The sequence below is a fragment of the Pseudomonas sp. Irchel 3F6 genome, assembly GCF_900187595.1.
GTDB lineage: Bacteria > Pseudomonadota > Gammaproteobacteria > Pseudomonadales > Pseudomonadaceae > Aquipseudomonas > Aquipseudomonas siliginis.
On sequence record NZ_FYDP01000008.1, the window covers coordinates 43531 to 62074 of the forward strand.

Consider the following 18544-nt stretch of genomic DNA (forward strand, 5'->3'; position numbering starts at 1 on the left):
GACAACGATGACGCTAGATGCGCTGGCCCCATCGCTGGCAAGCCAGCTCCCACAGGTTTTCGATCGAATTCGGACATTGCCAGATTTCCGTTCACGCAGCGCCTTACCACCGCTGCATCCTGCTCTGAACGGCCTCACCCGGCTCCCTCGGCTCGGGTGAATTTGCAGGCGCCTTCGGGCGCCTTTTTTTGTCCGTTCAGATCAGCGACCAGTCCTGCACAACTCGATAGCGGCCCTTGTGCGATTCGAATAAGCCGAAGCGTTCAGGGCGCAGGAAAAACTCCGGCGGCGTGCGCGCTTCCGGCTCCGGCGCGCGGTACTCGCGGGCCAGCGTCAAGTGCGGACGGAACTCGTGGGTGGGTTGTTCAAAACCGAACGGCAGCATCGCCTGCTCCAGCGCGTAGACCAGGCGCAACAGCGCCGGCGGTGCCTGCTCGGGCGCCAGCGACAGCACACCGGCGCGATGCCAGACCTGCAAGCGATCCAGCTCAATACGCAACGTTTCGCCCGGAATACGCACACTGCCCGCTGCTTCGCAGACGCCGTGAATCTGCGCCAACGGCACCGCACCCAGGAACAGCAGAGTCAGATGAAAGTTATCCGCCGGCACCGGTTTGCCGCTGCGCAGGCCCAGTTCTGCGCGCCACTGGGCGATTGCCTTGCGCTGCGCCGGCGGGCAATCCAGGGCAAAGAACAGCCGCTTTGCAGGTTCATCCTTGCGCACCCCATCAATCATTGCCCTGCCCCCTTGTTCGTCATGATCGCGCCGATTCTACACAGCCTGTTCTGACGACTCGCGACAGGAAGCTATAGTTCAGGGATTGCCATCAACCGGAGGCTGCCATGCGCGAGATCCTCAGCAAAGAACCCTGGTGGGCCCGGCCACCACATCCCGGACAGGACGAAAGCGAACTGGAATGGGGCTGGCTGGTGCATTACAGCGAAGGCGAACCGCGTTTCGAATTCGTTCGCGAGAGGCCCAGCGACGAGCAGATTCGCAACCGCAAAAGTTGCCGGGTCACCCCCTCGCCCGAATGAATAGAGCCCGTGAGCACTAATCCTGTGGGAGCGAGCCTGCTCGCGAAAGCGGTGTGTCAGATAAAGAAATGTTACTGATACGACGCTTTCGCGAGCAGGCTCGCTCCCACAGGGTTATGCATTGATCAGTGGGGTTGGGTGTCGCCGGCGGCGGTGTCGATGCTGACAACAACTGACATCCCCGGCCGCAAGCGTTCTGCTTCCTGCTGATCGGGATCGATGGTGATGCGCACCGGCACCCGTTGGGCGATCTTGACGAAGTTGCCGGTGGCGTTGTCGGCCTGGAGCAAGGCAAATTCCGAGCCGGTGCCCGGCGAAATATGCTGCACATGGCCGGTGAATCTGCGGTGGTTCAAGGCGTCGACGGTGAAGCGCACCGGTTGCCCGACACGTACGTTGGCCATCTGGGTTTCCTTCATGTTGGCGATCACCCATTTCTGGTCCGGGACCAACGCCATCAACTGCGCGCCGGAGTTGACGTAGGCGCCGAGGCGCACGCCGATCTGCCCGAGCTGGCCGTCGCGCGGGGCGACAATCCGCGTGTTCGACAGATCGATGCGCGCCAGTTGCACCGCCGCTTCGGCACTGGCCACGGAGGCCTCCAGCGAGCCGCGATTGACGATCACCGTTTGCAGATCCTGCCGGGCGATTTCCAGATTGGCCTTGGCCTGCGCCACAGAAGCCGTGCTCTGCGCGTTGGCAGCAAGGGTCACGTCGAACTCGCGTTTGGACACCGAGCCGTCGCGCACCAGTTCCTGATTACGCCGCAGATCGGCCTCGCTCTTGCGCAACTGCGCCTGGCTGTCGGCCAACACTGCCTGGCGCAATTTGATCGTCGCTTCAGCGCTGTTGCGTTGCTGCACGACGTTGGCCAGCCCGGCCTTCTGCACTGCCAGTTGTGCCAGGGACTGGTCGAGGCGTTGCTGATAAATGCGGTCGTCCAGACGCACCAGCAGATCCCCGGCCTTGACGTACTGGAAGTCCTGCACCGGCACCTCGAACACATAGCCGCTGAGCTGCGGGCCGATGATCGTCACCTGCCCGCGCACCAAGGCGTTTTCGGTGGTTTCGACCGCACTGCTGAACGGCGGCAGTTGCCACGCATACAGCACGATCAGGACACCGACGATGGCGATTGCGGCAAAGCCCAGCGAAGAAATGATCCGCACCCGCAGCGAACGCGGCGCGGTATTGGGTGACGATGGCGGCGCCTCACCTTCAGGCGTGGCGGCAATGGCATTGGTGGTTGTGGTGGTCGGTTCGGTCATGAAGAAGTGGCACCGCTGGGTGGTACGGAAGGTGTCGGTTCAATGGCTTTGGTGGTGCTCATCAGCCACAACGCGCGAATCGAAAGCCAGATCATGGTCAGGACGGCAATGACCGCGATCAGCATGAAGACATCGTTATAGGCCAGCACGTTCGCTTCGCGTGTCGCCGCATTGGCGAGGCTGCGAATGCCGGCCAGATTGCGCAGGCTCGGGTCGGCGAGCAAACCGCCGAACGCCGAGCCGCCGCTCTGCACTCGCGCAGCCACCAACGGATCGGACATCACCAGATGATCGACGATGTGGCTGGAATGGTACTTCTCCCGCACGATCTGAAAAGTGCCGAGCAACGCCGCGCCGAGCAGTCCGCCGAGGTTATTGCAGATCCCGAACAGCACGGAAAAGCTCACCAGGTTGCGCGGATTGGTCAGCACGTTACGCGTGCCGAAGACCATGGTCGGGCCGAGAAAAAACGTGCTGCCGAACGCCAGCAGGAACTGACTGAAATACATGTTTTCGGGGCGGGTCAGGTTGTTCGAGAAGCTGTCCATCACCGAACCGGTGGCCATCAGCGCCAAGGAAATGATCAACGGCATCAGCAAATGTTTGGGGTCGATGGTCAAAGCGCTGGTGGCAAGCCCAGCGATACTGCCGATCAGCATCACCACATACAGACTGTGCAACTGCTCATAGCCCATGTTCAGGTTCTGCATGAACCCCACGGCGCCGGTGGATTGCTCCGAGGTGACCATGCGGATCAGGGTCACCGCCAGCGCCAGGCGAATCATCGTTCCGCTGCCCAGCCAACGTGTCATCAACATCGGGTTGCTGCGATTGTGCTCAATAGCCAGGCCCATAATGATCAGCGCGATCGAACAGGCCAGCGCCACGCCGATCCAGTCCGCCTCCAGCCACCAGTCGATGCGCCCGAGCGACAGCACCGCGCACAACAACGCCACACCCGTGGCGAGGATGGCGAAGGTGAGGAAATCGAGTTTTTCGAAGGTCTTGAAGCGGTCACCGGGCGGCAGCTTCAGCAGCAACACACAGCCGAGTGACAGCAGGGCCATGCCCAATTCGAACAGGTACAGACCGCGCCATTCGGCGATCTGCAACAGGTCTTCGGAAAACAGCCGCGCCAGCGGTAACGCCAGTTGCGACGTGCCGAGGCCGAGTACCAACGCTTTGAGCCGCCACTTCGCCGGGAACGCCTGCACCATGTAATACAGACCCAGCGAGCTCAGCGCCGCACCGACCATGCCGTGGGCAGCCCGCACCGCCACTGCCGAGTTGAGATCGTTGACGAACAAATGGCCGAAGGTCACCAGCGCATACAGCACCAGAAACACTTCGGTGAACGCGCGCAAGCCGAACTGCTGGCGAAACTTCACCAGCAGCAGGTTCATCGACACGTTGGTCATCACATACGCCGCGGGCAGCCAGGCCATCTCCGCCGTGGTCGCGCCGAGCGAGCCTTGCAGGTAAGGCAGGTTGGCAACCACCAGCGAGTTTCCCAGCCCACCGGTCACCGCCACCAGCACGCCAACCGCCGCGTACGCCAGGCGCTTGGGCGTGGAATGCAACGGGGTCGACGGAGAACCGGGCAGGCTGGGCTTTTCGTGGGGTTGCCAGTTGCGCGGGGCGTATTTATCCATGAATCGGCCTGGTGCTGGGGGTGGAGGAAGTTTGCCGCAATTTGACGGGCAATACACGACTCGACAGACACCAAGGAACCCTGTGGGAGCGAGCCTGCTCGCGAAAGCGCTGTGTCAGTCGACAACTTCATTGATTGAAAGTCCGCATTCGCGGGCAGGCTCACTCCCACATGGGTTCGGGGTCGCATGGGAAGTCATCGCATAACTTCCAGTTGACAATCCCCGTAAATCTGGGAAATATCCGCATCGATGTTGTACGACGACGTATGACAAATAATAAAAACAACAAACGATCCAGGGAGCGTCACAGTGAGCCCACTCGCCCGCAATTCCGTCCGCCCTTCACGTTTTGCCCATTTCAAGCCACGTTCGACCCTGAGCCTGATCGGTTGCAGCAGCCTCGCTCTGGCCCTGCCGATGAGCGCCGATGCCGAAGGCTTTCTCGACGACAGCAAAGCCACGCTGAACCTGCGCAACGCCTACTTCAACCGCAACTTCGTCAACCCGGCCTATCCGCAGGGCAAGGCTGAAGAGTGGACGCAGAGCTTCATTCTCGATGCCAAATCCGGCTTCACCCAAGGCACGGTGGGCTTCGGCCTCGATGTGCTCGGGCTGTATTCGCAGAAGCTTGATGGCGGCAAAGGCACTGGCGGCACGCAACTGTTGCCGATCCATGATGACGGGCGCCCGGCTGACAATTTCGGCCGCCTCGGCGTGGCGCTGAAAGCCAAAGTCTCGAAAACCGAATTGAAGGTCGGTGAATGGATGCCTGTATTGCCGATCCTGCGCTCCGACGACGGCCGCTCCCTGCCGCAGACCTTTCGCGGCGGCCAGATCACGTCCACTGAAATCAACGGCCTGACCGTGTACGGCGGCCAGTTCCGTGGCAACAGCCCGCGCAACGACGCGAGCATGGAAGACATGTCGATGAACGGCCGCGGTGCGTTCACCTCCGATCGCTTCAACTTCGGCGGCGGCGAATACAGCTTCAACGAAAAACGCACGATGGTCGGCGTGTGGTACGCCGAGCTCACCGACATCTATCAGCAGCAGTATTTCAACCTCAGCCACAGCCAGCCAATGGGCGACTGGACGCTGGGCGCTAACCTCGGTTTCTTCACCGGCAAGGAAGACGGCAGCGCTCAGGCCGGCGACCTCGACAACAAGACCGCGTTCGCCCTGCTCTCGGCGAAATATGGTGGCAACACCTTCTACGTCGGCCTGCAGAAACTCACCGGCGACGATGCCTGGATGCGCGTCAACGGCACCAGCGGCGGCACCCTGGCCAACGACAGTTACAACGCCAGTTATGACAACGCCAAAGAGCGCTCCTGGCAGGTGCGTCACGACTACAACTTCGTTGCGCTGGGCGTGCCTGGCCTGACCCTGATGAACCGCTATATCAGCGGCGATAACGTACACACCGCCACCACCAACGACGGCAAGGAATGGGGCCGCGAATCGGAACTGGCCTACACCGTGCAGAGCGGCCCGCTGAAGAACCTCAACGTGAAATGGCGCAACGCGACCATTCGCCGGGACTTCAGCACCAACGAATTTGACGAGAACCGGATCTTTATCAGCTATCCGATTTCGTTGTTGTAACGGTTGGCGGTTTGCCCTGTGGGAGCGAGCCTGCTCGCGAAAGCGCCGGACCAGTCGACTTGTTCTGACTGGCACAACGCCTTCGCGAGCAGGCTCGCTCCCACAAGGGGATTGCATTGCAAGGCAGGTATCGGGTGTTGAAAAAATGAATCGCCCCTTCCGTCATCTACACCAAAAGTCGCGTTGACAAGATCCGGAAACCCTACCGATACTTCAGCGCAGTCATACGACAACCTACAACAAACCTAATAACAATGTGTTCAGGGATTGCCATGACGTCTATTTCTACCCCCCGCGCTCCTTTCAACCGCCTGCTGCTGACCGGTGCCGCCGGAGGCCTGGGCAAAGTCCTGCGCGAACGCCTGCGCCCTTACGCCAATGTGCTGCGCCTGTCCGACATCGCCGCCCTCGCCCCGGCCGTCGATGACCACGAAGAAGTCGTGCTCTGCGACCTCGCCGACAAGCAAGCCGTGCATCAACTGGTCGAAGGAGTCGATGCGATCCTGCATTTCGGCGGCGTTTCGGTCGAGCGGCCGTTCGAAGAAATCCTCGGCGCCAATATCAGCGGCGTGTTCCACATTTACGAAGCGGCACGCAAGCACGGTGTGAAACGGGTGATCTTCGCCAGTTCCAACCACGTCATCGGTTTCTACAAACAGGACCAACAGCTCGACGCCACTTCGGCGCGTCGTCCCGATGGTTACTACGGCTTGTCCAAGTCCTACGGCGAAGACATGGCCAGTTTCTACTTCGATCGCTACGGCATCGAAACCGTCAGCATCCGCATCGGCTCCTCGTTCCCCGAACCGCAGAACCGCCGGATGATGCACACCTGGCTGAGCTTCGACGATCTCACGCAACTGCTCGAACGCTCGCTGTACACACCAAACGTCGGCCACACCGTGGTCTACGGCATGTCCGCCAACAAAGACGTCTGGTGGGACAACCGCTACGCCAGCCACCTCGGTTTCGAAGCCAAGGACACCTCGGAAGTGTTCCGCGACAAGGTCGAAGCGCAGCCGATGCCAGCCGACGATGATCCGGCGCGGATCTATCAGGGCGGCGCCTTCGTCGCAGCAGGCCCGTTTGGCGATTGATCGCTCGACTTGATCCCCCTCCAATAAAAACCAAGGGAATGAGTATGCAAGCCGAATTGATCGTCGACGCCCGCAACGCGGTCGGTGAAAGCCCGGTCTGGGTGCCGCAGGAAAACGCTCTGTACTGGGTCGACATCCCCAACGGCGGGCTGCAACGCTGGAGCGCTGACACCGGGCACGTCGCCTCGTGGAAAGCCCCGCAAATGCTCGCCTGCATCACCCGCCACCGCAGTGGCGGCTGGGTCGCCGGCATGGAAAGCGGTTTCTATCGCCTGCACCCGCACAGCGACGGCAGCCTCGACAGCGAATTGCTCGCCACCGTCGGGCACAGCCGCGCGGACATGCGCCTCAACGACGGTCGCTGCGATCGCCAAGGGCGTTTCTGGGCCGGCAGCATGGTGCTGAATATGGGCCTGAACGCGCCTGAAGGCCGGCTCTATCGCTACGGCGCCGGGCAGACTGGCGTGATCGAAGCGCAGCTGGATGGCTTCATCGTGCCCAACGGCCTCGCCTTCAGCCACGACGGCAAAACCATGTACCTGTCGGACTCGCACCCCAACGTGCAACTGATCTGGGCCTTCGATTACGACACCGAGACCGGCACGCCATCGAATCGCCGAATCTTCGTCGACATGAATCACTTCCCCGGCCGCCCCGATGGCGCTGCCGTGGATGCCGAAGGCTGTTACTGGATCTGCGCCAACGACGCCGGCCTGATCCACCGCTTCGCCCCGGATGGCCGACTGGATTTCTCGCTGGAAGTACCGGTGAAGAAACCGACCATGTGCGCTTTCGGCGGCAGCAACCTGGACACCTTGTTTGTCGCCTCGATTCGTCCCGGCGATGACCACGACCCGCAATCCCTGGCCGGCGGCGTGTTCGCCCTGAAGCCAGGCGTCAAGGGTTTCGCCGAACCGCAATTCAACGATTTGCTTTAGACCCTCTGCTGCACCGCTGCGCCTTGAACACAAAAATAACAAGACTGGAGACTCACCCCTCATGAACTTCAAACGCACCTTGCTCGCCGCTGCACTTCCGCTAATTTTCACCTTCGCTGGTTCCGCTCAGGCAGAAATAAAACTCAAATTCGCTGACATCCACCCCGCCGGTTATCCAACCGTGGTGGCCGAAGAAAACATGGGCAAGACCCTGACCAAGGAAACCAACGGCGAACTGACCTTCCAGTACTTCCCGGGCGGAGTGCTCGGTTCCGAGAAGGAAGTCATCGAGCAGATGCAAGTCGGCGCGATACAGATGTCCCGGGTCAGCCTGGGTATCGTCGGCCCCGTGGTGCCGGATGTGAACGTGTTCAACATGCCGTTCATTTTCCGCGACCAGCAACACATGCGTAACGTCATCGATGGCCCGGTGGGCGATGAGATTCTCGACAAGATCACCAACTCCGAATTCAAATTGGTGGCCCTGGCGTGGATGGACGGCGGGACGCGCAACATCTACACCAAGAAACCGGTGCGCAAGCTCGAAGACCTCAAGGGCATGAAAATCCGCGTACAAGGCAACCCGATGTTCATCGACATGATGAACGCCATGGGCGGTAACGGCATCGCCATGGACACCGGCGAAATCTTCAGCGCCCTGCAAACCGGCGTGATCGACGGCGCGGAAAACAACCCGCCGACCCTGCTCGAACACAACCACTTCCAGAACGCCAAGTTCTACAGCCTGACCGGTCACCTGATCCTGCCAGAGCCGATCGTGATGTCGAAAATCACCTGGGAAAGACTCACTCCGGATCAACAGAAGATGGTGAAAACGGCGGCCAAGGCTGCCCAGGCTGAAGAACGCGTGTTGTGGGACAAGAAGTCCGCCGCCAGTGAAGAAAAACTCAAGGCCGCCGGCGTCGAGTTCATCACCGTCGACAAGAAACCCTTCTACGACGCCACCGCTCCGGTACGTGAAAAGTACGGTGCGAAGTACGCAGATCTGATCAAAAAGATCGAAGCCGTTCAGTAACACCTCCCGCTCCGTACTCATGAAAAAGGCCCGGCGCGCCAGCGGTTCAGGCGCGCCCGGTTACGGTGGAACCCGATGAAGAATCTGCTGCTGCGTATCAACGACAAGATCTACATGACGTGCATCTGGATCGCCGGCCTTTCCGTCCTGGCGATTTCCCTGATGATTCCCTGGGGCGTCTTCGCCCGCTATGTGCTCGGCACCGGTTCGAGCTGGCCTGAGCCGACGGCGATCCTGCTGATGATGGTGTTCACCTTCATCGGTGCCGCCGCCAGCTACCGCGCCGGCGCACACATGGCCGTGGCCATGCTTACCGATCGCATGCCGCCGCAGCTGAAATCCGCAGCAGCGATTTTTTCGCAACTGCTGATGGCGGCCATCTGCATCTTCATGACCATCTGGGGCGCCAAGCTGTGCATGTCCACCTGGAACCAGTTCATGGCGGCCCTACCCGATCTGCGCGTTGGCGTAACGTATTTGCCGATCCCCGTGGGCGGCTTGCTGACGCTGATTTTTGTTCTGGAAAAACTCTTGCTCGGTGACCAGAGCAAACGGCGGGTCGTGCAGTTCGACCTGGTTGAAGAAAGTGAAGGTGCCGCTTAATGGACGCTCTGATTCTGCTGGGCAGTTTTATCGTATTGATCCTGATCGGCATGCCGGTCGCCTACGCGTTGGGCGCCGCGGCGCTGATCGGCGCTTGGTGGATCGACATCCCGTTCCAGGCGGTGATGATCCAGGTCGCCTCGGGGGTGAACAAATTCTCGCTGCTGGCCATTCCGTTCTTCGTCCTCGCCGGTGCGATCATGGCCGAGGGCGGCATGTCCCGGCGGTTGGTGGCGTGTGCCGGCGTGCTGGTAGGTTTCGTCCGCGGTGGCCTGTCACTGGTCAACATCGTTGCCTCGACGTTCTTCGGCGCGATCTCCGGTTCTTCGGTGGCCGACACCGCGTCGGTAGGCTCGGTGCTGATCCCGGAAATGGAACGCAAGGGCTATCCACGGGACTTCTCCACCGCCGTGACCGTCAGCGGTTCTGTGCAAGCCCTGCTGACCCCGCCAAGCCATAACTCGGTGCTCTACTCCCTGGCTGCAGGCGGTACGGTGTCGATCGCTTCGCTGTTCATGGCCGGCATCGTCCCGGGCCTGCTGATGAGCGCCTGCCTGATGGTGCTGTGCCTGATCTTCGCGAAAAAGCGCAACTACCCCAAGGGCGAAGTGATTCCGATGCGCCAGGCGCTGAAGATCGTCGGCGAAGCCCTGTGGGGCATGATGGCGATGGTGATCATCCTCGGCGGCATTCTCTCGGGTATTTTCACCGCCACTGAATCGGCGGCCATCGCGGTGCTGTGGTCATTCTTCGTGACCATGTTCATCTACCGCGACTACAAATGGAGCGAGCTGCCCAAGCTGATGCACCGCACGGTGCGCACCATCTCCATCGTGATGATCCTGATCGGTTTCGCCGCCAGCTTCGGCTACATCATGACCCTGATGCAGATCCCGGCGAAGATCACCACGCTGTTCCTGACCCTGTCGGACAACCGCTACGTGATCCTGATGTGCATCAACGTGATGTTGCTGCTGTTGGGCACAGTGATGGACATGGCGCCGCTGATCCTGATCCTCACGCCGATCCTGATGCCCGTGATCATGGGCATCGGTGTCGATCCGGTGCAGTTCGGCATGATCATGCTGGTGAACCTGGGGATCGGATTGATAACACCGCCGGTGGGCGCCGTGCTCTTCGTCGGCTCGGCGGTGGGCAAGGTCAGTATCGAAAGCACCGTAAAAGCGCTGCTGCCGTTCTATGGCGTGCTGTTCCTGGTGCTGCTGCTGGTGACCTACGTTCCAGCGATTTCGCTGTGGCTGCCGCACCTGGTGTTGTAACCCGCTGAAAAGATCGCAGCTCCTGCAGGAATCGCATTCCCCTGTAGGAGCTGTCGAGTGCAACGAGGCTGCGATCTGTTGATCTTCACGCCCGCACCAGCATGTACCCCGCCACCACCAGACAGACACTGGCAAACCCCACCTGCAACGCCCGCGCCGGCACCTGCGCGCACAGCCTGCGACCGATGAGCATGCCAACGATGCTGGCGACAATGAACGCCGCACCCTGGCTGTCAATGCGCACACCCGCATGAAACGCGCCGATCACCCCGATCGCGGAAATCAGACTGATCACCATCAACGACGTCGCAACGATGCCGCGCATCTGCACATCGGTCAGTTGCTTGAACGCCGGCACGATCAGAAAGCCGCCGCCGACGCCGAGTAAACCCGAAACCACGCCGGTAATCGCGCCCAGTGCAGCCAGAGTGGCGGTGCATTTGGCGGTCCAGTCGAAGCGCCCGGTCTGCTCGTTGAGCATGCAGTTTTTCTGGCCCCAACTGGCGTGGCCGTGATCGCTCGGCCCCGCTTGCTGACGGTCCTTTCTGAACATTCGCCAGGCGACCAGGACCATCAGTAGGCTGAACAGAATCATCAGAATCTTTTCCGGCAACTGATGCGCGAAGTAGATCCCCAGCGGCGAAAACACTGCGCCCAACGCGGCGATCAACAGCGCCGCGCGGTAACGCACCAGGCCATGGCGCAAACCATCGATCGCCCCGACCGCTGCCGCGCTGCCGACCGCAAACAAGGCCACCGGCGCCGCTTGCGTCATCGTCCAGCCGAGCCCGAGCACCAGCGCCGGCACCGCGAGAATCCCGCCGCCCGCGCCGGTCAGGCCGAGGACCAAACCCATCACCACGCCAAACAGACTTGCCAGCAACATAGGAGTTTTCTCAGTCGACCCTGGACAGACGCGTCAGCCACTCGCGGCCCTTGAGCATGCCGTGCCAGTAGAACCACGGCAGCAGCGTCGCTTTCAGCCACCATGCCGAACGGCGGGCCACGGTCGGGTTCAGCGGGAAAGTCGGCAGCAGTTTGCCGCCATAGCCGAACTCGGCGAGGATCACCTTGCCCTTCTCCACCGTCAGCGGGCAGGAACCGTAGCCGTCGTACCTGAGCGGCAGCGGCTGTTGTTTGCGCGCGGCCAGCAGGTTCTGCGCAACGACGACAACCTGCTTGCGCACCGCTGCGGCAGTTTTCGCATTGCTGGTGCCGCAGATATCGCCCAGTGCGAACACCTCGGGATAGCGCGGATGCTGCAAGCTGTGTGGATCGACTTCGCACCAACCGCCGGCATCGGCCAGCGCACTCTGTGCGATGAAATCCGGCGCGACTTGTGGCGGCACGACGTGGAGCAGATCAAAGGTTATCGCGACCCGGCTGATGTTGCCATCGGCGCCCTTGACTTCAAACCACGCGGTTTTTGCCGGGCCGTCGACCTTGACCAGATTCGAGTTGAACGCCAGTTGCGCGTCGTACTGTTCGATGTACTTCATCAACGGCGGCACGAAGGTCGGCACGCCAAACAGCGCAGCGCCAGCGAGATTGAATTCAACCTTGATGTCTTTCAGCACGGCGGATTTGCGCCAGTGATCGCAAGACAGGTACAGGGCTTTTTGCGGCGCGCCGGCGCATTTGATCGGCATCGCCGGCTGGGTGAACAGCGCCCGGCCATCGCGCAGTTTCTGCACTTGATCCCAGGTGTACTGGGCGTGTTGATAGCTGTAGTTGGAGGTGACGCCGTGCTGGCCGAGGCTTTCCTGCAAGCCTTCGATTTTCTCCCAGGCCAGGCGCAGGCCGGGGCAGACGATCAGGTTCTGATAGCTGACGGTGCGCTGGTCGTCGAGGGTGAGTTGACGGCTTTGCGGGTCGATGGCGCTGACACTGGCCTGAATCCACGTCGCCTGACGCGGCATGACTTTGCTCATCGGCCTGACCGTGTGCTTCACGTCAAACGCGCCACCGCCGACCAGCGTCCACGCCGGTTGATAGTAGTGCTGTGAACTCGGTTCGATCACGGTGACTTTAAGCTGCGGGTCACGCTTGAGCAGGCTGGCGACAAAACCGATGCCGGCCGTGCCACCGCCGATGACCACGATGTCCGCACTGATGGATAGGCCCCAGTGTTGATCGTTCATTGCTTGTTCCTTTTGCTGCACGCAAGGATTTTTTGGCTCACCACAACAACCAATGTGGGAGCGAGCCTGCTCGCGAAAGCGGTGGCTCAGTCAACTATTCGTCGGCTGACACGCCGCCTTCGCGAGCAGGCTCGCTCCCACAGGAGATGTTTGTGAGGGCTGGCATTTATGGCTGTTCCCAGCTCTTGAGTACCGCTCCGCAATAGAGCCCCGAAAGGGTTTTCATCACCTGGATCACTTCGTGACTGGCCAGGCCATAGAAAATGTATTTGCCTTCGCGGCGGGTCGCGACCAGGCCTTCATCGCGCAAGATGCCCAGTTGCTGGGACAGCGTCGGCTGGCGTACGCCGGTCATTTTTTCCAGTTCGCCGACGTTGCGTTCGCCCTGGGTCAGTTGACAGAGAATCAACAGACGATCCTCATTGGCCAGGGCTTTGAGCAAGGCGCAGGCTTTGGACGCCGAGGCGCGCAGTTGGGCGACTTCACATTCGGTCAGACTGGATTGCATTTGCACGAGGCCTTGAAGGTCACTTAAGCTGCGAACATTATGTTTTTACATAAAGTGTTGCAACCCGAAATTACCCAGCACAGGTTTTCGCCATGCCCGCTCTGATTAAAGCGTTCCTCGACCCCGCCTCCTCGACCTACAGCTACGTGGTCTACGAAGCCGACGGCGGCCAGTGCGCGATCGTCGACCCGGTGCTTGACTACGATGGCGCTGCCGGGCGCACCGGCACGGCGCAGGCGGACAAGATCATCGCTTTCGTGCGTGCGCACCGGCTGCAAGTGCAATGGCTGCTGGAAACCCACGCCCACGCCGATCACCTGTCTGCCGCGCCGTACCTGCGTCGGGAACTGGGCGGCAAGATCGCCATCGGTGAATCGATCAGCAAAGTGCAGAGTGTGTTCAAGGCGCTGTTCAATCTGGAGCCGGAATTTTGCGTCGATGGCTCGCAGTTCGATCACCTGTTCGCGCCGAACGAGTCATTCATGATCGGCAACCTCAAGGCCACCGCCCTGCACGTCCCCGGCCATACGCCGGCGGACATGGCCTACCTTATCGACGGCGAACAGATCCTCGTCGGCGACACACTGTTCATGCCCGATGTCGGCACCGCGCGCTGTGATTTCCCCGGTGGCAATGCGCAGCACTTGTTCAAGTCGATCCAGAAGCTGTTGGCTTTTCCGGCGAGCGTGAAGCTTTACGTTTGCCACGATTACCCACCCGAGGGCCGCGCCTCGCAGTGCCAGACCACTGTCGGCGAACAGCGCAGAAGCAATATTCATGTGCATGACGGGATCGATGAAGCGGCGTTCGTGGAGATGCGCACGACACGTGACGCTGGGTTAGGCATGCCGACGTTGCTACTGCCGGCGATTCAGGTGAACGTGCGGGCGGGGAATATGCCGGCGCCTGAGGACAACGGCGTGGTTTACCTGAAGATCCCGCTGAACAAACTCTGACCGCGCTGATTCAGGCGCGGAGCCAACTGATCGTTCCCACGCGCAGCAAAGAAATGCCGCCAGGGACGCTCCGCGTTCCGCCTCAAGAAGTGACGCAGAGCGTCACGGGATGCATTCCCACGCGGAGCGTGGGAACGATCGGCGAATGGAGCTGCCGTGGCTGCGATGTTTTGATCTTCAGGTTCCCAACGTCAATCCATTAGCCGGCAACGGCAACGCGGTCTTATAACGCACCTGCTTCAGCGCAAAGCTCGATCGTATGTTCGCCACCCCCGGAACCTTGGTCAGAAAATCCATCATGAAGCGTTCCAGCGACTGAATGCTCGGCACCAGCACACGGATCAGATAATCCGGATCGCCGGCCATCAGATAGCACTCCATCACCTCCGGCCGATCAGAAATCGCCTCCTCGAAGTGCTGCAGCGCTTCCTCCACCTGCTTTTCCAGGCTGACGTGAATGAACACATTCACATGCAGCCCCAGCAGATCGGCATCCAGCAGCGTGACCTGCTCGCGAATCAAGCCCAATTCTTCCATGGCCTTGACCCGGTTGAAGCATGGCGTGGGTGACAGGTTCACCGAGCGGGCGAGGTCGGCATTGGTGATCCGCGCGTTCTCCTGAAGGCTGTTGAGAATGCCGATGTCGGTACGGTCCAGTTTGCGCATGAGACAAAACCACCTGTTTTTTATGTTTATGCAGAATTTCTATCTGCAAATGGTCGCCAGCGCAACGAAACACAGAGAAATATTCTTCTTGGCCACGCCTATGATTGTTGTAGGACAAGATTTCCCCTACCCGGGAATGACTGCCAGCTCACTACAAGAAATTCACAAGATCGAGCGTAGAAGCCATGACCCAAGCGTATGAACCGCTGCGCCTGCACGTCCCTGAACCCTCGGGCCGTCCCGGCTGCAAAACCGATTTTTCCTACCTGCATCTGACCGATGCCGGTACGGTGCGCAAACCTCCTGTTGATGTAGAACCTGCCGATACCGCCGACCTCGCCCGTGGCCTGATTCGCGTGCTTGACGATCAGGGCAACGCCCTTGGCCCGTGGGCCGAAAACGTGCCGGTCGAGATCCTGCGCAAAGGCATGCGCGCGATGCTCAAGACGCGCATCTACGACAACCGCATGGTCGTCGCCCAGCGGCAGAAAAAGATGTCGTTCTACATGCAGAGCCTTGGCGAAGAAGCCATCGGCAGCGCCCAGGCATTGGCGCTGAACATCGATGACATGTGCTTCCCAACCTATCGCCAGCAAAGCATCCTGATGGCCCGCGATGTGCCGCTGGTAGACCTGATCTGCCAGTTGCTGTCCAACGAGCGCGATCCGCTCAAGGGCCGCCAGTTGCCGATCATGTACTCGGTCAAGGACGCTGGCTTCTTCACCATTTCCGGCAACCTCGCCACCCAATTCATTCAGGGCGTCGGTTGGGGCATGGCCTCGGCGATCAAGGGCGATACGAAAATCGCCTCGGCGTGGATCGGTGACGGCGCCACCGCCGAATCGGACTTCCACACCGCCCTCACCTTCGCCCACGTTTATCGCGCGCCGGTGATCCTCAATGTCGTGAATAACCAGTGGGCGATTTCCACCTTCCAGGCCATCGCCGGCGGTGAAGCCACGACTTTCGCCGGACGCGGCGTCGGTTGCGGCATCGCCTCGCTGCGTGTCGACGGCAACGATTTCTATGCGGTCTACGCCGCTTCCGCCTGGGCTGCCGAACGCGCCCGGCGTAACCTCGGCCCGACCATGATCGAATGGGTCACCTACCGCGCCGGCCCGCACTCGACCTCCGACGACCCATCGAAATACCGCCCTGCCGATGACTGGAGCCACTTCCCGCTCGGCGATCCGATCGCGCGTCTGAAACAGCACCTGATCAAGGTCGGTCACTGGTCGGAGGAAGAGCACACCGCCGTCAGCGCCGAACTCGAAGCCGAAGTGATTGCCGCGCAGAAACAGGCCGAACAGTACGGCACCCTCGCCGGCGGTCAGATTCCGAGCGCCGCGACCATGTTCGAAGACGTCTACAAAGAGATGCCGGAGCACTTGAAGCGCCAGCGTCAGCAGTTGGGGATCTGACATGAACGATCACAACAACAATATTCAGTTGGAAACCGCCATGACCACGACCACCATGACCATGATCCAGGCCCTGCGCTCGGCCATGGATGTGATGCTTGAGCGCGATGACAACGTCGTCGTCTTCGGCCAGGACGTCGGTTACTTCGGCGGTGTGTTCCGCTGCACCGAAGGCCTGCAGACCAAGTACGGCACCTCGCGGGTGTTCGACGCACCGATCTCGGAAAGCGGCATTGTCGGCGTCGCCGTCGGCATGGGCGCCTACGGTTTGCGTCCGGTCGCCGAAATCCAGTTCGCCGACTACGTCTACCCCGCCTCCGACCAGATCATTTCCGAAGCGGCGCGTCTGCGTTATCGCTCGGCTGGCGAATTCACCGCACCGATGACCCTGCGCATGCCTTGCGGCGGCGGCATCTACGGCGGCCAGACCCACAGCCAGAGCATCGAGGCGATGTTCACTCAGGTCTGCGGTCTGCGCACGGTCATGCCGTCCAACCCGTACGACGCCAAAGGCCTGCTGATCGCCTCCATCGAAAACGATGACCCGGTGATCTTCCTTGAGCCGAAACGCCTGTACAACGGCCCGTTCGATGGCCATCACGACCGCCCGGTAACCCCGTGGTCGAAACATCCGCAAGCCCAGGTGCCGGACGGTTACTACACCGTGCCGCTGGACGTTGCCGCGATCACTCGCCCGGGCAAGGACGTGACCGTGCTGACCTACGGCACCACCGTCTACGTCTCGCAGGTCGCTGCCGAAGAATCCGGCGTCGATGCCGAAGTCATCGACCTGCGCAGCCTGTGGCCGCTGGACCTGGAAACCATCGTCAAGTCGGTGAAGAAAACCGGCCGCTGCGTGGTGGTACACGAAGCCACCCGCACCTGCGGTTTCGGCGCCGAATTGGTGTCGCTGGTGCAAGAGCATTGCTTCCATCACCTGGAAGCGCCGATCGAACGCGTCACCGGTTGGGACACTCCCTACCCGCACGCGCAGGAGTGGGCGTATTTCCCAGGGCCGTCCCGCGTGGGCGCGGCGTTGAAACGGGTCATGGAGGTCTGAATGGGCACGCACGTTATCAAGATGCCGGACATCGGCGAAGGCATCGCAGAAGTAGAACTGTCGCAGTGGCACGTCAAGGTTGGCGATCTGGTGGTTGAAGACCAGGTGCTGGCGGATGTCATGACCGACAAGGCGATGGTCGATATTCCGTCGCCGGTACACGGGAAAGTGATTGCGCTCGGTGGTCAGCCGGGTGAAGTCATGGCGGTCGGCAGTGTGCTGATCAGCATCGAGGTTGAAGGTGCCGGCAACCTTAAAGAGTCCGCCGCACCCGCGCCTGTCACACAAGCACCGGCTGCGCCGAAAGTTGAGACCGCTGTCGAAAGCAAACCCGCCGCAGCCGCCGCACCACGTCCGGCTGCCGTTTGCCAGGGCCCGATGGTCGCTCGCGAAGCGGATGAACGCCCGCTAGCCTCGCCAGCCGTGCGCAAACATGCGCTGGATCTGGGCATTCAATTGCGCTTGGTGCGCGGTTCCGGCCCGGCCGGTCGCGTGTTGCACGAAGACCTTGAAGCCTATCTGGCGCAAGGTCAGTCGAACGCTTCGGCGCCGGCCGCTGCCGCTTATGCCCAGCGCCACGACGAAGAACAGATTCAAGTGATCGGCATGCGCCGCAAGATCGCTCAGCGCATGCAGGATGCTACTCAGCGTGCCGCGCACTTCAGTTATGTCGAGGAAATCGACGTCACCGCAATCGAAGAACTGCGCGCGCATCTGAATGAAAAACATGGCGCCAGCCGTGGCAAGTTGACCTTGTTGCCGTTCCTCGTTCGCGCGCTGGTCGTCGCCCTGCGCGACTTCCCGCAGATGAACGCCCGTTACGATGACGAAGCGCAAGTCATCACCCGCCTCGGTGCGGTGCATGTCGGCGTCGCCACGCAAAGCGATGTAGGCCTGATGGTGCCCGTGGTGCGTCACGCCGAAGCGCGCAGCCTGTGGGACAGCGCCGCGGAAATTTCGCGTTTGGCCAACGCCGCGCGCAATGGCAAGGCCAGCCGTGATGAGCTGTCCGGCTCGACCATCACCCTGACCAGCCTCGGCGCATTGGGCGGCATTGTCAGCACGCCGGTGCTGAACCTGCCGGAAGTGGCCATTGTCGGCGTGAACAAAATCGTCGAACGGCCAATGGTGGTCAAAGGCCAAGTGGTGATCCGCAAGATGATGAACCTCTCCAGCTCCTTCGATCACCGCGTGGTCGACGGCATGGACGCGGCGCTCTTCATTCAGGCCATTCGTGGCTTGCTCGAACAACCCGCTACCTTGTTTGTGGAGTAA

At 60.9% G+C, this 18544-nt stretch carries 18 protein-coding genes; 11 read left to right on the top strand and 7 right to left on the bottom strand.

Annotated elements, in window-relative coordinates:
* Positions 1-196 precede the first annotated feature (196 nt).
* Entirely contained in the window at positions 197-736 is a 540-nt protein-coding gene (gene thpR, locus CKW30_RS22925; RefSeq protein ID WP_095182001.1) for an RNA 2',3'-cyclic phosphodiesterase, read from the bottom strand.
* A 107-nt stretch (positions 737-843) separates the two neighbouring features.
* On the opposite strand from thpR, the gene CKW30_RS22930 reads away from it, so the two are divergent.
* Positions 844-1038, top strand: a complete 195-nt coding sequence (locus CKW30_RS22930; RefSeq protein ID WP_024013337.1) for a hypothetical protein — start codon at positions 844-846, stop codon at positions 1036-1038.
* A 125-nt stretch (positions 1039-1163) separates the two neighbouring features.
* Here CKW30_RS22930 and CKW30_RS22935 read toward each other — a convergent pair whose 3' ends face one another.
* Both CKW30_RS22935 and CKW30_RS22940 read right to left on the bottom strand, forming a co-directional pair.
* Entirely contained in the window at positions 1164-2306 is a 1143-nt protein-coding gene (locus CKW30_RS22935) for an HlyD family secretion protein (protein WP_095182002.1), read from the bottom strand.
* Positions 2303-3958: an MFS transporter gene (locus tag CKW30_RS22940; RefSeq protein WP_071172840.1), complete on the bottom strand. Its 1656-nt coding sequence runs from the start codon at positions 3956-3958 to the stop codon at positions 2303-2305. Before CKW30_RS22940 ends, CKW30_RS22935 begins: the two co-directional genes overlap by 4 nt.
* 309 nt (positions 3959-4267) lie before the next feature.
* On the opposite strand from CKW30_RS22940, the gene CKW30_RS22945 reads away from it, so the two are divergent.
* The 6 genes from CKW30_RS22945 to CKW30_RS22970 all read left to right on the top strand — a co-directional run bounded on the left by CKW30_RS22945 (position 4268) and on the right by CKW30_RS22970 (position 10517).
* Positions 4268-5563: an OprD family porin gene (locus CKW30_RS22945; RefSeq protein WP_016775185.1), complete on the top strand. Its 1296-nt coding sequence runs from the start codon at positions 4268-4270 to the stop codon at positions 5561-5563.
* A gap of 272 nt (positions 5564-5835) precedes the next feature.
* The gene (locus tag CKW30_RS22950) at positions 5836-6660 is read left to right on the top strand and encodes an NAD(P)-dependent oxidoreductase (protein WP_095182003.1); all 825 of its coding nucleotides are present in this window, start codon (positions 5836-5838) and stop codon (positions 6658-6660) included.
* A gap of 44 nt (positions 6661-6704) precedes the next feature.
* Positions 6705-7598, top strand: a complete 894-nt coding sequence (locus tag CKW30_RS22955) for an SMP-30/gluconolactonase/LRE family protein (protein ID WP_095182004.1) — start codon at positions 6705-6707, stop codon at positions 7596-7598.
* Positions 7599-7659: 61 nt separating this feature from the next.
* On the top strand, positions 7660-8634 hold the full coding sequence (locus CKW30_RS22960; protein WP_095182005.1) for a TRAP transporter substrate-binding protein: 975 nt from the start codon (positions 7660-7662) through the stop codon (positions 8632-8634).
* A gap of 75 nt (positions 8635-8709) precedes the next feature.
* A complete protein-coding gene (locus tag CKW30_RS22965; RefSeq protein ID WP_095182006.1) occupies positions 8710-9237 on the top strand; it encodes a TRAP transporter small permease in 528 nt (175 codons plus the stop codon).
* The gene (locus tag CKW30_RS22970; protein WP_016775191.1) at positions 9237-10517 is read left to right on the top strand and encodes a TRAP transporter large permease; all 1281 of its coding nucleotides are present in this window, start codon (positions 9237-9239) and stop codon (positions 10515-10517) included. Before CKW30_RS22965 ends, CKW30_RS22970 begins: the two co-directional genes overlap by 1 nt.
* 85 nt (positions 10518-10602) lie before the next feature.
* Here CKW30_RS22970 and CKW30_RS22975 read toward each other — a convergent pair whose 3' ends face one another.
* The 3 genes from CKW30_RS22975 to CKW30_RS22985 all read right to left on the bottom strand — a co-directional run bounded on the left by CKW30_RS22975 (position 10603) and on the right by CKW30_RS22985 (position 13166).
* The gene (locus CKW30_RS22975; RefSeq protein ID WP_095182007.1) at positions 10603-11403 is read right to left on the bottom strand and encodes a sulfite exporter TauE/SafE family protein; all 801 of its coding nucleotides are present in this window, start codon (positions 11401-11403) and stop codon (positions 10603-10605) included.
* A 10-nt stretch (positions 11404-11413) separates the two neighbouring features.
* The gene (locus tag CKW30_RS22980; protein ID WP_095182008.1) at positions 11414-12658 is read right to left on the bottom strand and encodes an FAD/NAD(P)-binding oxidoreductase; all 1245 of its coding nucleotides are present in this window, start codon (positions 12656-12658) and stop codon (positions 11414-11416) included.
* 166 nt (positions 12659-12824) lie between these two features.
* The gene (locus CKW30_RS22985) at positions 12825-13166 is read right to left on the bottom strand and encodes a helix-turn-helix transcriptional regulator (protein ID WP_016775194.1); all 342 of its coding nucleotides are present in this window, start codon (positions 13164-13166) and stop codon (positions 12825-12827) included.
* A gap of 92 nt (positions 13167-13258) precedes the next feature.
* Between CKW30_RS22985 and CKW30_RS22990 the strand changes: the two genes are divergently transcribed.
* Positions 13259-14122 carry an MBL fold metallo-hydrolase gene (locus CKW30_RS22990; protein ID WP_095182009.1) on the top strand — a complete coding sequence of 288 codons (864 nt, stop codon included), beginning with the start codon at positions 13259-13261 and terminating at the stop codon, positions 14120-14122.
* Positions 14123-14299: 177 nt separating this feature from the next.
* Here CKW30_RS22990 and bkdR read toward each other — a convergent pair whose 3' ends face one another.
* Entirely contained in the window at positions 14300-14788 is a 489-nt protein-coding gene (gene bkdR, locus CKW30_RS22995; protein ID WP_039762201.1) for a Bkd operon transcriptional regulator BkdR, read from the bottom strand.
* Between the two features lie 185 nt (positions 14789-14973).
* Between bkdR and CKW30_RS23005 the strand changes: the two genes are divergently transcribed.
* The 3 genes from CKW30_RS23005 to CKW30_RS23015 are packed head-to-tail and all read left to right on the top strand — an operon-like array spanning position 14974 to position 18544.
* A complete protein-coding gene (locus tag CKW30_RS23005; protein ID WP_095182010.1) occupies positions 14974-16209 on the top strand; it encodes a 3-methyl-2-oxobutanoate dehydrogenase (2-methylpropanoyl-transferring) subunit alpha in 1236 nt (411 codons plus the stop codon).
* A gap of 1 nt (position 16210) precedes the next feature.
* Complete coding sequence (locus CKW30_RS23010) at positions 16211-17269, top strand: alpha-ketoacid dehydrogenase subunit beta (RefSeq protein ID WP_003224000.1); 1059 nt, start codon at positions 16211-16213, stop codon at positions 17267-17269.
* Positions 17270-18544 (top strand): dihydrolipoamide acetyltransferase family protein, encoded by a 1275-nt coding sequence (locus tag CKW30_RS23015; RefSeq protein WP_095182011.1) that lies wholly within the window; start codon positions 17270-17272, stop codon positions 18542-18544.